17 protein-coding genes are annotated in these 16,586 nt (G+C 59.3%); 10 read left to right on the top strand and 7 right to left on the bottom strand.

Features of this window, described 5'->3' with window-relative positions:
* Positions 1-11: 11 nt before the first annotated feature.
* On the top strand, positions 12-389 hold the full coding sequence (locus tag G364_RS0107715; RefSeq protein WP_019934571.1) for a YijD family membrane protein: 378 nt from the start codon (positions 12-14) through the stop codon (positions 387-389).
* Positions 390-442: 53 nt separating this feature from the next.
* On the opposite strand, the gene sseA is transcribed toward G364_RS0107715, so the two are convergent.
* Complete coding sequence (gene sseA, locus G364_RS0107710; protein ID WP_019934570.1) at positions 443-1,303, bottom strand: 3-mercaptopyruvate sulfurtransferase; 861 nt, start codon at positions 1,301-1,303, stop codon at positions 443-445.
* 587 nt (positions 1,304-1,890) lie between these two features.
* Between sseA and G364_RS0107705 the strand changes: the two genes are divergently transcribed.
* Positions 1,891-2,208: a putative signal transducing protein gene (locus G364_RS0107705; RefSeq protein WP_019934569.1), complete on the top strand. Its 318-nt coding sequence runs from the start codon at positions 1,891-1,893 to the stop codon at positions 2,206-2,208.
* A 4-nt stretch (positions 2,209-2,212) separates the two neighbouring features.
* Here G364_RS0107705 and G364_RS0107700 read toward each other — a convergent pair whose 3' ends face one another.
* Together G364_RS0107700 and rsmD are read right to left on the bottom strand one after the other, a co-directional pair.
* On the bottom strand, positions 2,213-2,497 hold the full coding sequence (locus tag G364_RS0107700) for a DUF1145 domain-containing protein (RefSeq protein ID WP_019934568.1): 285 nt from the start codon (positions 2,495-2,497) through the stop codon (positions 2,213-2,215).
* A 2-nt stretch (positions 2,498-2,499) separates the two neighbouring features.
* Entirely contained in the window at positions 2,500-3,093 is a 594-nt protein-coding gene (gene rsmD, locus G364_RS0107695; RefSeq protein WP_019934567.1) for a 16S rRNA (guanine(966)-N(2))-methyltransferase RsmD, read from the bottom strand.
* A 155-nt stretch (positions 3,094-3,248) separates the two neighbouring features.
* Here rsmD and ftsY point away from each other — a divergent pair, with 155 nt between their 5' ends.
* The 6 genes from ftsY (at position 3,249) to glpX (ending at position 9,293) form a co-directional block, all read left to right on the top strand.
* Complete coding sequence (gene ftsY, locus G364_RS0107690; RefSeq protein ID WP_019934566.1) at positions 3,249-4,853, top strand: signal recognition particle-docking protein FtsY; 1,605 nt, start codon at positions 3,249-3,251, stop codon at positions 4,851-4,853.
* Entirely contained in the window at positions 4,854-5,519 is a 666-nt protein-coding gene (gene ftsE, locus G364_RS0107685) for a cell division ATP-binding protein FtsE (protein ID WP_019934565.1), read from the top strand.
* Entirely contained in the window at positions 5,516-6,466 is a 951-nt protein-coding gene (gene ftsX, locus G364_RS0107680; protein ID WP_019934564.1) for a permease-like cell division protein FtsX, read from the top strand. Before ftsE ends, ftsX begins: the two co-directional genes overlap by 4 nt.
* Positions 6,467-6,642: 176 nt before the next feature.
* Positions 6,643-7,500: an RNA polymerase sigma factor RpoH gene (rpoH, locus tag G364_RS0107675; protein ID WP_019934563.1), complete on the top strand. Its 858-nt coding sequence runs from the start codon at positions 6,643-6,645 to the stop codon at positions 7,498-7,500.
* A 107-nt stretch (positions 7,501-7,607) separates the two neighbouring features.
* Positions 7,608-8,264, top strand: coding sequence for a carbonate dehydratase (gene can, locus G364_RS0107670; protein WP_019934562.1), 657 nt, complete (start codon positions 7,608-7,610; stop codon positions 8,262-8,264).
* A 21-nt stretch (positions 8,265-8,285) separates the two neighbouring features.
* Positions 8,286-9,293, top strand: coding sequence for a class II fructose-bisphosphatase (gene glpX, locus G364_RS0107665; protein ID WP_019934561.1), 1,008 nt, complete (start codon positions 8,286-8,288; stop codon positions 9,291-9,293).
* Between the two features lie 50 nt (positions 9,294-9,343).
* Here glpX and G364_RS0107660 read toward each other — a convergent pair whose 3' ends face one another.
* The 4 genes from G364_RS0107660 to G364_RS0107645 form a co-directional block, all read right to left on the bottom strand.
* Positions 9,344-10,747 carry an FAD-dependent oxidoreductase gene (locus tag G364_RS0107660; protein ID WP_019934560.1) on the bottom strand — a complete coding sequence of 468 codons (1,404 nt, stop codon included), beginning with the start codon at positions 10,745-10,747 and terminating at the stop codon, positions 9,344-9,346.
* Positions 10,747-12,423, bottom strand: coding sequence for a putative 2-aminoethylphosphonate ABC transporter permease subunit (locus G364_RS0107655; RefSeq protein ID WP_019934559.1), 1,677 nt, complete (start codon positions 12,421-12,423; stop codon positions 10,747-10,749). Before G364_RS0107655 ends, G364_RS0107660 begins: the two co-directional genes overlap by 1 nt.
* Positions 12,420-13,475 (bottom strand): putative 2-aminoethylphosphonate ABC transporter ATP-binding protein, encoded by a 1,056-nt coding sequence (locus G364_RS0107650; RefSeq protein WP_019934558.1) that lies wholly within the window; start codon positions 13,473-13,475, stop codon positions 12,420-12,422. Before G364_RS0107650 ends, G364_RS0107655 begins: the two co-directional genes overlap by 4 nt.
* A gap of 95 nt (positions 13,476-13,570) precedes the next feature.
* On the bottom strand, positions 13,571-14,272 hold the full coding sequence (locus G364_RS0107645; protein WP_019934557.1) for a UTRA domain-containing protein: 702 nt from the start codon (positions 14,270-14,272) through the stop codon (positions 13,571-13,573).
* 214 nt (positions 14,273-14,486) lie between these two features.
* Here G364_RS0107645 and phnW point away from each other — a divergent pair, with 214 nt between their 5' ends.
* A complete protein-coding gene (gene phnW, locus G364_RS0107640) occupies positions 14,487-15,581 on the top strand; it encodes a 2-aminoethylphosphonate--pyruvate transaminase (protein ID WP_019934556.1) in 1,095 nt (364 codons plus the stop codon).
* Positions 15,582-15,595: 14 nt separating this feature from the next.
* On the top strand, positions 15,596-16,426 hold the full coding sequence (phnX, locus tag G364_RS0107635) for a phosphonoacetaldehyde hydrolase (RefSeq protein WP_019934555.1): 831 nt from the start codon (positions 15,596-15,598) through the stop codon (positions 16,424-16,426).
* The last annotated feature ends 160 nt before the right edge of the window (positions 16,427-16,586 follow it).

Genomic DNA, 16,586 nt, shown 5'->3' with positions numbered 1-16,586 from the left:
GAAGGATCACTATGTCTGGAAAGAAGAATGTTCGCCGTAAACCCATACTGCTGGCACTGCTGGTAGGCCTGTGTGGTAACGCCACCCTGGCTACTCTGAGTGTCAGTGAACTGGCGTTTTCCGTGTTTCCCATCATCTCTCTGGTGCTGGCAGCCTACATGCTGTATCAGGAGTATCTGAGCGCACCGATGGAAGGTGACACTCCGGTTTGTACCTTGCTGAGCTTTTTGATCGGGGTATTTGGTTATTCAGCGTTTTTGCGTACTCAGTTCCCGGAAATGGGTACCAACTTCCTGTCAGTGATGATTACTCTGGTTCTGGTAATCTGGCTTGCCCTCAAAATGGGGGTAGCTGAGCGTCCGGCCCCCGATGCGGAAGCTCAGAAATAAGCCGCTGTGCCATGAATAATAAAAAACCCGCCATCCTGGCGGGTTTTTTATTATCAACAGACGTCTTTTTCTACCGGCCGGTCCGCGGATCCTCCCCATTCGGTCCAGGAACCATCATAAACGGCAATGTTCTTATGGCCGGCAAGTTCTGCTCCCAGTGCCAGAATGGCTGCAGTTACTCCTGAGCCACAGGTGCAAATCAGTGTCTGCTCCGGCGTCAGCAGAGGTGCGAAAATGGCTGCCAGCTCTTGCTCCGGCAGCATGCGGCCGTCTTGCAGCAACTCATTAAAAGGCAGGCACAGAGCACCGGGCATATGACCGGCACGCACGCCCGGACGAGGATCGGCAGCCGTCCCGCTGAAGCGCTCCCGGCTGCGGGCATCGAGTACGCGCGAGTTATTTTGCTGCAGTGCCCGGGCTACGATATCGGCATCGGCGATCCAGCCCGGCTGCAGCCTGGCGCTGAACTGGCCGGGAGGTACCGCCGCCGGTGCAGTTTGTTCCAGCGGCAGACCGGCTTGCTGCCAGGCCGGCAGGCCGCCGTTCAGCACGGCCACCTTGTGGTGACCCATGGCGCGAAACATCCACCAGGCGCGGGGGGCGGCAAACAGCCCCAGACTGTCGTAAATCACTACAATGTGGTGATTGCTGATACCAAGTGCTGACACCTCTTTTGAAAACAGTTTTTCGTCCGGCAGCATATGGGGCAAGCTGGTGTGCTGATCTTTAATCCGGCCATCAAAATCAAAGAAGCGGGAGCCGGGAATACGCTGTTGTTGCCATTCCTCTGCGCCATTGCGGCCGCTGGCGGGCATATGCCAGCTGGCGTCCAGCACCACCACATCCTGGTGTGTCAGATGCTTCGATAGCCACTCGGGAGATACCAATGATGAAGGTAATTCTATTTGGTTCATAAACCCTCCTTATATAGACAGGTTTATCCTAAGAAAGCGAAGGCCGGGGTGCCACTGTTTTTGTTTCCGCGAGACAGTATAAGGAAAACGGCCCGTTTGAGTGTAAGAGATCTCTTACTTTGAGTGTGGGAGAAGGCGCTTTCAGTTGCGAATTTTATGCTTCTGTTTTTGGTATTTGTTTTATTAAACAGTGCTTTGTGTTGTTCGTTGGTTTTAAGCGAGTAAGCGGGCAGTCTTTTTGGTCTGTGGGCCGCTTGAGGCAAAAGAAAACTTCTCTATAGTTAGTGGTGCAGGAAGCAAAGAGAAGTTGGTCAGGACAGACCGGCTGCCAGGAACGGCATAAGGATCACCGCAGGATGCGGTAAAGGACACCTCCCCGGACGGAGACAGTCAGGCAGCTCAGGATGAACTGCGGTCAGGAAGACCATAAGGACGCGCCGAAGGAACGGTAAGAGGAACACCTTAAGGAAAAGGTATTGTCAGGGATTGCAGGGAGCAACTTGGTTTACGGATTAACCATACGACAACCCAAAAGGGGGTGACATGACGTCACCCCCTTTTTCTATTGTGCATTTGGCAGTGAGTGAATGAACGACTGGATACGAGTATTTGATGCCGCCAACAGCCTGGAAGCCCATGCTCTTAAAGGAGCGCTGGAAAGCCGGGGTATTGATGTGCGGTTAAAAGGCGAAGCGCTGTCAGGGGCGCTGGGTGAGCTGCCCATGGATGTGGCTCAGATTACTCTGCTGGTATCCGCGGGAAACTGGCAGCAGGCTCGTGAGTTTGTACAGCACTATCAGCACAAAGAGGATGGTAGCTGGTTTTGCCGTGCGTGTGGAGAAGAAAACGATGTCAGTTTTGAAATTTGCTGGCAGTGTGGCTCCGGACCCGAAGGCCCGGAGTAGTGACTTATCGTTTTTGCTGCCCGGTCAGTTCTTTCAGGCGGGCGCGGTGGCGGTGCATGGCAAAAGAGCCAAAGACCAGCACTTCCAGATAATCGCCGGCACTGGGGTTAAGCAGATTGGATACCTGTTTCAGCATCACCATCTGAAGAATATGCATCACCAGCACAACAGCACCCAGAATCAGCGGTGTAGAGCCGGCTTCATCAAAGCCGGGGCCGAGCAGGGCATAAATAATGCCAGCCCAGAACATCAGCATTATCAGCCGCATCAGCAGGTTGAGTACCTTCATTATTAACATTGCTCCCTTTGGTAGAGTTGGTAAATGACCTGACCAGCCTGCTTGTCTTTATGCAGCTGCCAGTGGGCGGGCAGTGCCGGTAGTGCCAGGCCCTGCTCCCGTTCGATATAAATAAGGGCGTTGTCGGCAAGCCAGCCGTTTTTTTCCAGCAGCTCACAGACTCGGGGCAACAGCTCCTGATGAAAAGGCGGATCAAGAAACACCAGCTCAAACGGCTGAGCCGGTTGTTGCAGATATTGTATCGCATCTGCCTGGACCACTGTGCCCGGCGCTTCTGGCAGACTGGCCAGGTTGCGAGTAAGCTGGCTGGCCACTGCTGTGTCTTTTTCCACCATCACTACCTCAGCGGCGTGGCGCGAAAGGGCTTCAAACCCCAGGCTGCCGCTGCCGGCAAACAGATCCAGGCAGCGCTTGTCGCGAATATCAAACATCAGCCAGTTGAACAGAGTTTCTTTTACTCTGTCTGTGGTGGGTCTTAAGCCTTCGCTGTGCAGCACCGGCAATTTTCGCCCGCGCCACTGACCGCCGATAATTCTTATCTGGCCCGTGGCCGATGTGGTTTTTTTTGCCGGTTTTGCTTTTGCCATCTCGTTTCGCCGTCTTTCAATAAAGTGCTAGTATAAGGCGGTTTTTCATCCCGTTAAGGGACGAGCATATCTGCATTAAAAGACGGATATTCTAATGAAGCGGCCGAATCGCGGCCAGCCCTAATCGTTCCGAACAACAGCGAGTATTGGCAATAATGGCGAAAAAAGGTTTTTTCTCCTGGCTTGGCTTTGGCAAAAAGAAAGAAGAGCAGCCGGAAGAGACACAGGAACAGAATGCAATAGAGTCGGAAGCGGAAGCCGGCCACGGTGCCGAAGTAGAAGCGCAACTTAAAGAGCGTGCGGCCGAAGAGCGAGCCGTAGCCGAAGCCAAGGCGGCGGAAGAAGCGCGGCTGGCAGCGGAAGCCAAGGCCGCGGAAGAGGCCCGGCTGGCGGCGGAAGCCAAAGCCGCGGAAGAGGCGCGGCTGGCGGCGGAAGCCAAGGCCGCGGAAGAGGCGCGGTTAGCGGCGGAAGCCAAGGCGGCAGAAGAAGCGCGGCTGGCAGCGGAAGCCAAGGCCGCTGAAGAGGCGCGGCTGGCCGCAGAAGCCAAGGCGGCAGAAGAAGTGCGGTTAGCGGCGGAAGCCAAGGCGGCAGAAGAAGCGCGGCTGGCCGCAGAAGCCAAGGCTGAAGAAGAAGCGCGGCTGGCGGCGGAAGCCAGGGCGGCAGAAGAAGCGCGGCTGGCCGCAGAAGCCAAGGCTGAAGAAGAAGCTCGCCTGGCAGTAGAAGAAGAGGCGCGTCTTGCCGCCGAAGCGGAAGCCGCCGAGCAGGAGCGTCTGGCACAGGAAGCGGAAGAACAGCGCCTTGCTGACGAAGCCGCTGCTCAGGCAGAAAAAACGCCGAAAAAAGGCTTTTTTGCCCGTCTTAAGGCTGGGCTGCTGAAAACCCGGCAAAATCTGGGCTCCGGCTTTTTTGGCCTGTTTCGCGGTAAAAAGATTGATGACGATCTGTTTGAGGAGCTGGAAACCCAGTTGCTTACCGCCGATCTGGGGGTGGAAACCACCATGTCGATTATCGACAATCTCACCAGCCAGGCCAGCCGCAAGCAGCTGAAAGACGGCGAAGCCCTCTATGAGCTGCTCAAGGAAGAAATGGGAGAAATCCTTGCCAAGGTAGATCAGCCGCTGGAAATTAACAGCGAGCACAAGCCCTATGTGATCCTGATGGTGGGCGTCAATGGTGTGGGCAAAACCACCACCATCGGCAAACTGGCCCGTCAGTTTCAGGCCGAGGGCAAGTCGGTGATGCTGGCTGCCGGCGATACCTTTCGTGCCGCCGCCGTTGAACAGTTGCAGGTGTGGGGTGAGCGTAATGACATTCCGGTGATTGCACAGCACACCGGTGCCGATGCCGCCTCCGTGATTTATGACGCCGTTGAAGCGGCTAAGGCACGCAAGGTGGATGTACTGATTGCCGATACTGCCGGTCGCCTGCAGAACAAGGCACACCTGATGGAAGAGCTGAAAAAGATAGTGCGGGTCATGCAGAAAATCGACCCGGCGGCACCTCACGAGATCATGCTCACCCTGGACGCGGGCACTGGTCAGAATGCACTCAGCCAGGCCAAAATTTTCAACGACGCCGTGCCCATTACCGGCATTACCCTCAGTAAGCTGGACGGCACCGCCAAGGGTGGTGTGATTTTTGCGGTGGCCGATAAGTTCGGTATTCCCATTCGCTATATCGGTGTGGGTGAACAAATCGACGATCTGCGTCCCTTTAATGCCTCCGAGTTTATTGAGGCGCTATTCAGCCGGGAAGACTAAATGATCCGCTTTGAGCAGGTTAGCAAGGTATACAGCGGCGGCTTTCAGGCGCTGCAGAAGGTCAGCTTTCATTTGGAAAAGGGTGAAATGGCATACCTAACCGGCCACTCCGGGGCCGGTAAAAGTACTTTGCTCAAGCTGATCAGCGTGATGGAGCGGCCCACCGACGGCCAGGTGTTTTTCAACGGCCGTAATGTCAGCCGTATTGCCCGGCGGGATATTCCCTTTGTGCGCCGGCGCATCGGTATGATTTTTCAGGATCATCACCTTATTCAGGGCCGTACCGTGTTCGACAACGTGGCGCTGCCGCTGGTGATTGAAGGTTACAGCCATCACGATATTCAGAGGCGGGTGTCGGCTGCCCTCGACAAGGTCGGTCTGCACGGTAAGGATCGTTACTTTCCGCCCATGCTGTCCGGTGGTGAACAGCAGCGTGTAGGTATTGCCCGGGCCATTGTGAACAAACCCCTGCTGCTGCTGGCAGATGAGCCCACGGGTAATCTGGATCCTGAACTGTCCATGGATATTTTACGGTTGTTTGAATCATTTAACCGGGTAGGCGTCAGTGTGCTGATCGCCACTCATGATACCGGTCTTATCAACGCCCAGCGCTACCGTACCCTGCGGCTTAACGCCGGACGCATGGAGCAGGAGGTGCCGGTATGAGCAATATCCACAAGCTGGGCTGGCACCGGCGTTTTGCCATGTATCTGGTGGATCACCTGCGTCAGTTATTCGCCAGTCTGGGTGAGCTGTGGCGCACGCCGTTAAGCTCGCTGATGACCATAGCGGTGCTGGGTGTGAGCCTGGCGCTGCCCGCCAGCTTCTATGTGCTGCTGAAAAACGCCGAGTCGGTGAGCAGTTTCTGGCAAAGTCAGGCGCAGATCAGCCTTTATCTCAAGCAAAACACCGATGAGGTTCAGATAAAGGAATTCAAAACCCGGCTTGAGGGTATGAGCGAAATTCGTCAGGTCACCTTTATCAGCCCGGAGCAGGGGCTGGCCGACTTCAGTGGTGCTGCCGGCTTTGCCGAGGCGCTGGACCTGCTTGAGCAAAATCCGCTGCCGGCAGTACTCATTCTTAATTTGTCGGAAAGCGGACGTCAGCCTGATATGGCTGAGCTGCTGCTGGCAGACATGAATGCCGAGCCGCTGGTAGACACAGCCCGCCTGGATATGGCCTGGCTGGCCCGGTTGTCGGGCATAGTGGAGTTGCTGCGTCAGGCGGTGGTGGGCATGGCGGTACTGCTGCTGGCAGGTGTGCTGCTGGTAGTGAGTAATACCCTGCGGCTGAATATTCTCAGCTGTCGTTACGAAATTGAAGTAATGAAGCTGGTGGGTGCTACCGACGGCTTTATACACAGACCTTTTCTTTATGTGGGGCTCTGGTACGGCATTATCGGCGGGCTGCTGGCCTGGTGGCTGACGCTGGTGATGGTGTTCTGGCTCAGCCACAAGGTCAGTGCACTGGCGTCGCTTTATCAGAGTGACTTTGAGCTGCTGGGCCTGGGGCTGAATGAAAGCTTCTGGCTGGTACTGACCGGCACCCTGCTCAGCCTGCTGGCGTCGGGTTTTTCCGTGCGCCGACACATAAGAGCCATAGAGCCGGCTTGAACCATAAGGGCAGAGTGTGGTCTTATGGGAGCAGCACAGCTTGCTGCTTACCTTGACTTTTAGTAATAAATGAATAAATTTCACTCGCTGGCAAGCGTCCGGACGAGTCGACAAAGTCATTGCAGAGCAAGCAACCGAAGCCGTATATACGGAGTCATGTAATGAACACGAGTTTGATGACGACAGATTTACAGCGCCACTTTGCCCTGGTTCCCCAGGGCAGCCTGGAGGCCTATATCCAGGCAGTGAACACGATTCCCGTGCTCAGTGCGGAAGAAGAAAAATCCCTGGCAGAGCGCCTGCAAAATGAGGGTGACCTGAGTTCAGCCCGGCAGCTGGTGATGTCTCACCTGCGCTTTGTAGTGCATATTGCCAAGAGTTATGCCGGTTATGGGCTGCCTCAGGCAGATCTGATCCAGGAAGGCAATATTGGCCTGATGAAAGCGGTAAAACGCTTTGATCCGGGTGTGGGTGTGCGTCTGGTGTCTTTTGCGGTGCACTGGATCAAGGCCGAAATTCACGAATACGTACTGCGTAACTGGCGGGTGGTCAAAGTGGCCACCACCAAGGCCCAGCGTAAATTGTTCTTTAATCTGCGCAAGTCCAAAAAGCGTCTTGGCTGGTTCAATCAGCAGGAAGTCAACCGGGTCGCTGAAGATCTGGGCGTGTCACCGTCAGAAGTGCTGGAGATGGAATCCCGCATGAGTGCTCAGGATCAGGCATTTGATCTGGCATCGGATGACGATGAGCGTGAAGGCAGCTTTTCCCCGGTGCAGTATCTGGAAGATAAAAGTTCCGATGTTGCCACTCAGGTGGAAGAATCGAACTGGGAACAGGCGGCTAACCAGCGTTTGCGTGCTGCCCTGCGTACCCTGGACGAGCGCAGCCAGCATATTATTCAGGCCCGCTGGCTGGACGAAGATGATAAAACCACCCTGCAGAGCCTGGCCGACGAATATGGTGTCTCTGCCGAGCGTATTCGCCAGCTGGAGAAAACCGCACTGAAAAAACTGAAAGCCGCCATGGAGGCATAATCAGCCGCAGCGGACATTTGCGGATGACCGGTGTTTAAAAGGCCCCCCAGGGGCCTTTTTTCCGCCTACCTTTTAACAATACCAAACACAGAATGGCAGATTGTATTATGAGAATTCTGAAGCATTTGTTTGATAACAACCGCGAATGGTCTGAGCGTATTAAAGCGGAAGATCCCTCCTTTTTCGAAAAGCTGTCACTGCAGCAGGCACCGGAATATCTGTGGATTGGTTGTTCCGACAGCCGGGTGCCCGCCAACCAGCTCACCGGCCTGTTGCCCGGTGATGTTTTCGTGCACCGCAACGTGGCCAACCTGGTGGTACATACGGACTTTAACTGCCTGTCGGTGGTACAATATGCCGTTGAAGTGCTCAAGGTGAAGCACATCATTATTTGCGGCCACTACGGCTGTGGCGGCGTGCTGGCTGCCATGCAGAACAAAGAGCTGGGGCTCATCGATAACTGGCTGCGTAATATCAAGGATATCTGTCATAAACACGAAGAAGCGCTGAGCGCCATTGAAGATCAGCAAACGCGGGAAGACTATATGTGCGAGCTGAATGTGGTGGAGCAGGTAGCCAATCTGTGTCACACCACCATTGTTCAGAACGCCTGGAAACAAGGCCAGACCCTGTCGGTGCATGGCTGGGTCTATGGCATTAAAGATGGTCGCCTGCATGATCTGGATGTGTGTGTATCGGGCATGGATCAGATCCCTGATGTCTATCGTGTATTCCGCCAGCGTATTCTGGGCGAAGAACAATAAATAACTGATTAGGAAATTTTCATGAGACGTGAACTGGCCATCGAATTTTCCCGGGTCACCGAAGCTGCCGCACTGGCCGGCTACAAGTGGCTGGGCCGGGGCGACAAGAATATCGCCGACGGCGCGGCTGTGGCGGCCATGCGTCATGTGCTGAACGAGATTGAAATCAGCGGTGAAGTAGTGATTGGCGAGGGTGAAATCGACGAAGCGCCCATGCTCTATATCGGTGAAAAGGTAGGCCTGGGCGGGGATCAGGTCGATATTGCCGTGGATCCCATTGAAGGCACCCGTATGACCGCCATGGGTCAGTCCAACGCCCTGGCCGTGATGGCCGTGGGTGAAAAAGGTGCTTTTCTGCGTGCGCCAGACATGTATATGGAAAAGCTGATTGTGGGTGCCGGTGCCAAGGGCGCCATCGATCTCAACAAGTCCATTGAGCAGAACATCAAGTCGGTGGCCAAAGCGCTGAATAAGCCGTTGTCCCGCTTTACCGTGATCACCCTGGCCAAGCCGCGTCACGACAAGGCCATCAAGACCATGCAGGCGTTGGGTGTACGGGTGTTTGCCATTCCCGACGGTGACGTGGCCGCCTCCATTCTGGCCTGTATTCCGGAAAGCGAAGTGGACATGCTGTATGGCGTGGGTGGCGCGCCGGAAGGCGTGATCTCCGCCGCCGTGGTCCGTTCTCTCGACGGTGACATGCAGGCGCGCCTGCTGCCCCGTTATGAAGTAAAAGGCCCGGATGAAGAAAGCCTGGCAGCCGGCAAGGCGGAGATTGAACGCTGCAAGGAAATGGGCATTGAAGTAGGTACTGTGCTGAAGCTGGAAGACATGGCACGCACCGACAACGTCATTTTTGCCGCCACCGGCATCACCAAGGGGGATTTGCTGGAAGGCATCAGCAGTGACGGCAACTATGCCCACACCGAGACCCTGGTGATTCGGGGCAAGTCCCGCACCGTGCGCCGCATTCGCTCCACCCACATTCTGTCGCGCAAGGATCCCAGGCTGCAGGAAATCATTCTGTAACGCGAGTCTGACGGGTGAGAAAGGGATGCTGCGGCATCCCTTTTTGCTTTTCAGGCCTCCTTGTCGGCCTTGCCGGCGGCATCAGCAAAACGGGCCAGCCAGCGGTCCCAGGGCCAGGGTATTTCACTCCTGTCTTCGGCGTTTTCCTTGCGGCGAATGGCGTTGCGCACCGTCATGGCCCCCAGCCAGCGTACCGGCTCAGGCGGAAACCGCCCCTGAGGCCCTTGTGCCAGGCCGCAGTTGGCCCAGTCGTCGTTCCGGCCCAGCACCAGGCTGGTGAGGATTTTGGCACCCAGCAGGCTCTGTACCACGCCGTTGCCGGAATAGCCCAGGCCGTAATAGATGTTGCCGTCGCCCTCGAGCCGGCCGAAAAACGGCAGGCCGGTGGCGGAGCGGTCCGACGGTCCGGTCCAGGTGGCGGCGATATCGGCCTTCAGATCGGGAAAGAAACGTTTTAGTGCCGCCTGCAGCATGGTGCGGTAGCGGCTCGGCCGATCAAAGGCCCGGTGCAGGCGGTTGCCAAAGGCGAACAGGTTGCCGCCCTTGCCCAGCATCAGCCGTCCGTCCGGAGTCGTGCGGTAATAGTGCACAAAGGTGCGGCCGTCAACCACGGCAGTGCCGTGGTTCAGCCCCAGGCGCTTGAGCTCGGCCGGCACCGGGGTGGTGATGGCCATGTCGGAGGAAACCAGCACCAGATGCTGGTCGAACTCCCGGAACAGGCCGGGAGTCCAGGCATTCAGCGCCAGGATCACCCGGTCGGCGGTCACGCTGCCGTAGGCGGTTTCCACCAGCGCCGGCCGGCTGCGGCTGAGCCGGGTCATGGGGCTGTGCTCAAAAATACTCACTCCCAGCTCCAGTGCCACCCGGCGCAGCCCGCGCACCAGCAGGGCCGGCTGCACCGAGCCGGCAAGGGGTGAAAAGTGCCCTTCAAGGTGGGCCTCGGAGCCGGTGCGGGCCAGCAGTTCGGCCTCACTCAGGCTCGACCAGCTGTTCAGCCCTTCCCGTTCCAGCCCGGCCACCAGCTTGTCCATGGCACCGCGCTGGGCGCCGTTGGTGGCAGTGTAGCAGGTGCCGTCGATGCGCAACTCGGCATCGATGCCGTGCTGTTCGCAGAAATCCCGAATCTCCAGCACCGCCCGTTCTGAGGCCCGCACCAGCCGGGCTGCCTCCCGGGCACCGTAGCGGCGGCGCAGTGAGGGGTACTTGGTGGACCAGGTCAGCAGGCAGCCGCCGTTGCGCCCGGACGCCCCGCTGCCGCACAGCTCCCGTTCCAGCACTACTATGTTGAGCGCCGGCTCGGCCTGTTTGAGCTGAATGGCGCTCCACAGCCCGGTGTAGCCGCCGCCGATGATGCAGATATCGGCCTCGACATGTGCCTGCAGCGGCGTGGCCGGGGCTGGCTGTTCCCGCTCCAGAGCCTGTTGCAGCCAGAAGGGACGTTGGGGGGTGGTCATTATGGTTGTCTCCAGCCTTGAGTCAGGCGCAGCAGGCCGCGGCTGGCCGCCAGGTGCAGCAGCTTGGCGCCAAGGGCGGTGATGAAAATCAGCATGGCCATGGCGGCCGCCGGGGCGATGTTGCCGCTGTCGTCCAGATTGAGCACGGCGATAGAAGCCAGCATGGTGTCGGGGCCGTACAGGAATACCACCGCCGATACCGTGGTCATGGCGTTGACGAACAGGTAGATGGCCACGTCCAGCACCGCCGGCAGGCACATGGGCAGGCTTATCCGCCACATGGCCCTGAACCGGCTGATGCGCAGCGAGGCGGCCACAGCCTCGATTTCCGCCGGCAGCTGCTTGAGCGCGGTGATGGCGGTGAGGTGCCCGACGGTATAAAAGTGCACTATGGTCGATAACACCAGCAGGGTCATGCCGCCGTACAGCACCTTGAGCGGGTTGCCGGGCTGGTTGAAGAAGAAGATATAGGCCAGGCCCAGCACCAGTCCCGGCACCGCCAGGGGCACCATGGCCAGGCCGTGCAGCAGCTTGCGCAGGCCGTTCTGATCCTGGCCTTTCTCCACCAGGTAGGCGGCCAGGAAAATAATCAGGGTACCAAACAGGGCGGTCAGTCCGGCCATGCGCAGTGAGTTGCCATAGGCCTGCCAGCCGTCGATGAGATCGAACCGGTAGTGAGCCAGGCTCAGGCTCAAGTTGTAGGGCCAGAACTGCACCAGGGAGGCGTAAGCGGCCATGGCGATCACGCCCAGCAGGGCCAGGGCCATCAGGCTGCAGAACAGCAGGAAAAAGCCGTCACGCCAGGCATTGGGCTCTGGCTGGTAGGGCAGGGAGCGGCTGTCAATCAGCTGCTTGTTGCGTCGCTGCAGCCAGCTGTCGGCGGCAAAGGCGAGCAGGGCCGGCAACAGCAACAGGGTGCTGATCAGGGCACCCATGGTGAAGTTCTGCTGGCCCACCACCTGCTTGTAAATGTCGGTGGCCAGCATGGAATACTGGCCGCCAATCACCTTGGGCACGCCAAAGTCGGTGATCACCATGGTGAACACCACCATCAGGGTGCTGAGCAGGGCATACTTGATGCCGGGCAGGGTAACCTGAAAAAAGGCGCGTACCGGGCCGCCGCGCAGCACCCGGCAGGCCTCGAACAGGCGGCCGTCGGTGGCGCCCATGGCGGTGCTGAGCAGCATGACCGCATGGGGAAAGGCCCAGAACGACAGCCCCAGCACAATGCCGATGGGGCCATAGATGCTTTCCCCGCCCAGCCAGTGGCGCAATACGCCCTGATTGCCAAACAGGTAGATCAGGCTGATGGCCGGCAGCAGCGACGGTGCCAGTATCGGCACCATGGCCACCACCTTGAACAGGGTGCGGGCCGGCAGCCGGGTGCGGGTCAGGCCGTAGGCGTAGAGAAAGGCCAGTCCGGTGACCAGCCCGGTGACCAGCAGACCCATGGTCAGGGTGTTGAGCAGCGAGTGGCCCAGGGCCGGCGTGGCCAGGTAACGGCGAATGTTGTCGAGCCCGGCGAACCGGCCCTGATCGTCCACCAGGGCGGTATGCAGTATCTGCCCCAGTGGCAGTACCAGGGCCAGCAGAAACAGCACGCAGGCCAGCAGCAACAGGCCCCGCTGCAGCTTGTCATCCCGGCTCAGCGGCCGCGGTAGGCTGAGGCTGATCATGTACAGGCCTCGCTGAACAGATGAGTGTGCTCCAGCGGCAGCGCCAGGGCGATTTCCTGACCCGGCTGCAGCCGCCGCAGGTCACAGTCCCGGGCCGATAAATCGGCCAGGATAGGCTCGGGATGACTGTCCACCGCCACTTCGGCCCGTATAAAGGCACCGAGGAAAGACAGCTGCTGAATACGCCCGCGCAGAGCCGGTCCCTCGCCGGTGTCCGCCAGCCGGGTCAGCTCCGGCCGCCAGGCCAGCAAATGGCGGCTGCCCGGGGCTACCTGACGGGGCAGGGTATGTTTACCCAGGCTCAGGCGGCCATCGCAGTCGGCGACGGTGGCATGAAAGTTCATGGCACCGATAAAGCGGGCCACAAAGGGGGTGGCGGGCTGGTAGTAGATTTCTTCGGGGGTGCCGATCTGCTCGATGTCGCCGTGGTTCATTACCACGATGCGGTCGGCCATGGCCAGGGCTTCTTCCTGATCGTGGGTCACCATGATGGTGGTGACCTTGAGTTCCCGTTGCAGCCGTTTGATCTCGGCGCGCAGCTGCACGCGCACCCGGGCGTCCAGCGCCGACAGCGGCTCGTCCAGCAGCAGCAGACCCGGCGACAGGGCGATGGCCCGGGCCAGCGCCACCCGCTGCTGCTGACCGCCGGAGAGCTGCCCCGGATATTTGTTGCCGCTGTCGGGCAGGCCGATGGTCTCGAGCAGCGACTGTACTCTGTGCTGGATCTCGGCCTTGGGCAGGCGCAGGTTTTCCAGGCCAAAGGCGATGTTCTGATACACGGTGAGGTTGGGGAACAGGGCGTAGGACTGGAACACGATGCCGAAGTCGCGCTGCTCCGGCGGCGCCTGGGTGATATCGCGGCCGGCCTGCTCGATGCGGCCGTCACTGGGCAGATCCAGGCCGGCGATGGCGCGCAGCAGCGTGGTCTTGCCGCAGCCGCTGGGGCCGAGAAAACAGATGAACTCCCCTTCTTTCACGGTCAGGCTGACGCCCTTGAGGGCGCGAAAGTCACCGAAGTTCTTTACCACATTGTCGATTGTCAGATATGTCATCAGATTACCCTCATCTGGTTTAGACCAGTTTCGAGCAATCTACAAAGTCTATGTGACGCTGGTGTGACACTTTATTGAAAAAGTCATGTCTCCGCTTATACCGACAGCTGAATATTGAGGGCGTCGTGACGCCAGTATTCCCAGTCCAGCTCGATCACCCTGCCTTCTCCGTCCCGGGACAGCCGGCTGATAAACAGGGCGGCCGCACCGGTGGCCACGCCCAGGGCCTGAGCCCGCTCTTCGTCCAGCGCCAGCGGATACATGTTGAGCTCCATGGTAGCGATGCACACGCCGTATTCCTGCTCGAACAGCCGGGTCAGGGAGAGGCTCAGATCGTGCCGCTCAAGCCCGGGAAAACGGGCCGGATCCAGGTGGTTTTCCTCCAGCAGCACGGCATGGCCATCAATGGAGCGCAGCCGGCGTACCCGGTGCAGCGGGGTCAGGGGTGCCAGCCCCAGCGCCTTGTGCACCGCCGGCTCGGCCGGTGCCAGCAGGCGGGACAGCACTTGAGTGTCGGGGTGGCGGCCCTGGTTGGAAACCATCTCGTTGAACGGCAGACGCTGGGTCGGATTGTAGTTGATGCGGCTGGGGGTGATATACCAGCCCCGGCGGTTGGCGCGGTAGATCAGGCCCTTGCCTTCGAGCCGGGACAGGGCTTCACGCAGGGTGACCCGGGTGGTGGCGAAGGCGTCGCTGAGCTGGCGCTCCGAGGGCAGCTTGCTGTTGGCGAGCAGGGCGCCGCTGCGGATCTGGGCCTCGATGCTGTCGCTGATCTGCTGGTAATGGGGTTTGCTCATTGGTCCTTCCATATGGACTACACCACTTGCGTTGTTGCAGGGGCGGTGTGGTCGTCGTCAACGCATTGAAATCTGTTGCCATTATTACCCCTGCCGGCGGGGATGGACAGGCCCGTGGCAGATGAATTTTTTATTGCAGAGCGGCTTGCCGTCTTGCTCCGTGCCGGTGGTACGTCTATCGTGTTTGCAAGTTTGGTATATACCAGGAGTGAACGTGAACAATCCCTATCTGCTGCTGACCCCCGGCCCCCTGTCCACCTCCGCCACCGTGCGTGACGCCATGATGAAGGACTGGTGTACCTGGGACGACGACTACAACCAGGGCGTGGTGCAGCCTATTCGTCGCCAGCTGGTGCGCCTGGCCACCCGTCAGCCGGGCTATACCAGTGTACTGATGCAGGGCAGCGGTACCGCCGGCGTGGAGTCGGTGCTGGGCTCGGCGATCCCCCCCGAGGGCAAGCTGCTGGTGCTGAGCAACGGTGCCTATGGCCGGCGCATGGCCGACATCGCCCGTTGCCTGGGACTGCGCCTGGCCACAGTGGAAGTGGCGGAAACCGAGCCGCTGTCCGCCGGGTTGCTCACCCGGGCATTGGCGGCGGACGCGGCCATCAGCCACGTGGCCTTTGTGCACTGTGAAACCACCACCGGCATTCTCAACCCATTGGCCGAGCTGTGCGGGGCGGCCAAACAGGCGGGCAAGACCCTGATTGTGGATGCCATGAGCTCCTTTGGCGGTGTGCCCATGGAGGTGGGTGAACTGGCCATCGACTTTTTGATCTCCAGCGCCAATAAATGCATTCAGGGGGTGCCCGGCTTCAGTTTCATTATCGCCCGGGAAGCGGCCATGGCGCAGTGCGAGGGGCAAGCCCGTTCGGTCAGCCTAGACCTGTTCGACCAGTGGCAGTGCATGGAGCGCCAGGGTGGCAAGTGGCGCTTTACCTCGCCGACCCATGTGGTGCGCGCCTTTGCCCAGGCGCTGACCGAGCTGGAGCGGGAAGGGGGCGTGGCCGCCCGTCATCAGCGCTATCAAGGCAACCAGCGCGCGCTGGTGGCCGGCATGGAGCGGCTCGGCTTTCAGCCGCTGGTGGCACGGGACTGGCAGTCGCCGGTGATCACGGTGTTTGCCGCGCCCACCAGCCCCGCTTACGACTTCAAGGGCTTCTATTCGGGCCTGAAGGAGCGGGGTTACGTGATTTATCCGGGCAAGGTGTCAGCGGTGGACTGCTTTCGCATCGGCACCATAGGCGAAGTGTATCAACAGGATGTGGCCGGCCTGTTGGCGGCCATTGAAGACGTTATTTTCTGGTAAATGAGGAAACCACAATGAGCTATCGTTTTGAACGTCGTTACACCGGGTCCGTGCAGGCGGTGATCATGGACTGGGCCGGCACTACCGTGGATTTTGGCTCCATGGCGCCGATCCGCGCCTTTCAGCGGCTGTTTGCCGGCGAGGGCATCGAGGTCACCCTGGCCGAGTGCCGGGCGCCCATGGGCAGCGAAAAACGCGAGCATATTCGCCAAATGCTGGCCATGCCCCGCATTGGTGAGGCCTGGATCCAAATCAAGGGCGAAGCGCCGACCGAGGCGGACATCGATCGCCTGTATCAGGACTTTGTGCAGATCCAGATTGAGTGCATTCGCGACAGCGCCGTGCTGATCCCGGGCATGGCCGAGGTGGCCGCTGAGCTCACCGGCCGCGGCATTCGCCTGGGTGCCAACACCGGCTACAGCCGCGACATGATAACCGAGCTGGTGCAGCATGCTGCCGAGCAGGGATACAGCCCCGAGGTGGTGATCACCGCCAGTGACGTGCGCCGCGGCCGGCCCTGGCCGGAAATGAGCCTGCAAGCGGCCTGTGCTCTGGAGGCGAGCGCCGTGCAGGCCTGCGTCAAGGTGGATGACACCGGTGTGGGCATTGAGGAAGGTCTGAACGCCGGCATGTGGACGGTGGCGCTGGCGGTGTCCGGCAACGAGGTGGGTCTGTCACTGGAAGACTGGCAGGCCTTGGCACCCGATGAGCAGCAGCGTCTGCGCAGCAAGGCCCACGCCCGCCTGGCCGGTACCGGGGCCCATTATGTGATCGACACCATTGCCGGGCTGCCGGGGGTGATCGACGACATTAACGGCCGTCTGGCCCGGGGCGAGCGCCCCTGAGGGCGGATGAAAAGTGGAAAGTGAATGACGGCCGGGCTTGCCCGGCCGTTTCTTGTTGACCGGCGCCGGCGCGAAGACCCGGTTTTTTCACGGAACTGTCACCGGACTGTCATGGGGCACTCTTAAGCTGAGCTTGTTTTTTTGGTATATACCAACTGGA

It is taken from the genome of Oceanimonas smirnovii ATCC BAA-899 (assembly GCF_000381965.1).
GTDB classification, from domain to species: domain Bacteria; phylum Pseudomonadota; class Gammaproteobacteria; order Enterobacterales; family Aeromonadaceae; genus Oceanimonas; species Oceanimonas smirnovii.
Note: the sequence above shows the minus strand (reverse complement) of the source record. Positions and strands in the feature narration are given on the sequence as shown.

Bases quoted from the DNA above. Each gene is read 5' to 3' on its own strand.
- G364_RS0107715 (WP_019934571.1), top strand. From the start codon at position 12: ATGTCTGGAAAGAAGAATGTTCGCCGTAAACCCATACTGCTGGCACTG.
- sseA (WP_019934570.1), bottom strand. From the start codon at position 1,303: ATGAACCAAATAGAATTACCTTCATCATTGGTATCTCCCGAGTGGCTA.
- G364_RS0107705 (WP_019934569.1), top strand. From the start codon at position 1,891: ATGAACGACTGGATACGAGTATTTGATGCCGCCAACAGCCTGGAAGCC.
- G364_RS0107700 (WP_019934568.1), bottom strand. From the start codon at position 2,497: ATGAAGGTACTCAACCTGCTGATGCGGCTGATAATGCTGATGTTCTGG.
- rsmD (WP_019934567.1), bottom strand. From the start codon at position 3,093: ATGGCAAAAGCAAAACCGGCAAAAAAAACCACATCGGCCACGGGCCAG.
- ftsY (WP_019934566.1), top strand. From the start codon at position 3,249: ATGGCGAAAAAAGGTTTTTTCTCCTGGCTTGGCTTTGGCAAAAAGAAA.
- ftsE (WP_019934565.1), top strand. From the start codon at position 4,854: ATGATCCGCTTTGAGCAGGTTAGCAAGGTATACAGCGGCGGCTTTCAG.
- ftsX (WP_019934564.1), top strand. From the start codon at position 5,516: ATGAGCAATATCCACAAGCTGGGCTGGCACCGGCGTTTTGCCATGTAT.
- rpoH (WP_019934563.1), top strand. From the start codon at position 6,643: ATGACGACAGATTTACAGCGCCACTTTGCCCTGGTTCCCCAGGGCAGC.
- can (WP_019934562.1), top strand. From the start codon at position 7,608: ATGAGAATTCTGAAGCATTTGTTTGATAACAACCGCGAATGGTCTGAG.
- glpX (WP_019934561.1), top strand. From the start codon at position 8,286: ATGAGACGTGAACTGGCCATCGAATTTTCCCGGGTCACCGAAGCTGCC.
- G364_RS0107660 (WP_019934560.1), bottom strand. From the start codon at position 10,747: ATGACCACCCCCCAACGTCCCTTCTGGCTGCAACAGGCTCTGGAGCGG.
- G364_RS0107655 (WP_019934559.1), bottom strand. From the start codon at position 12,423: ATGATCAGCCTCAGCCTACCGCGGCCGCTGAGCCGGGATGACAAGCTG.
- G364_RS0107650 (WP_019934558.1), bottom strand. From the start codon at position 13,475: ATGACATATCTGACAATCGACAATGTGGTAAAGAACTTCGGTGACTTT.
- G364_RS0107645 (WP_019934557.1), bottom strand. From the start codon at position 14,272: ATGAGCAAACCCCATTACCAGCAGATCAGCGACAGCATCGAGGCCCAG.
- phnX (WP_019934555.1), top strand. From the start codon at position 15,596: ATGAGCTATCGTTTTGAACGTCGTTACACCGGGTCCGTGCAGGCGGTG.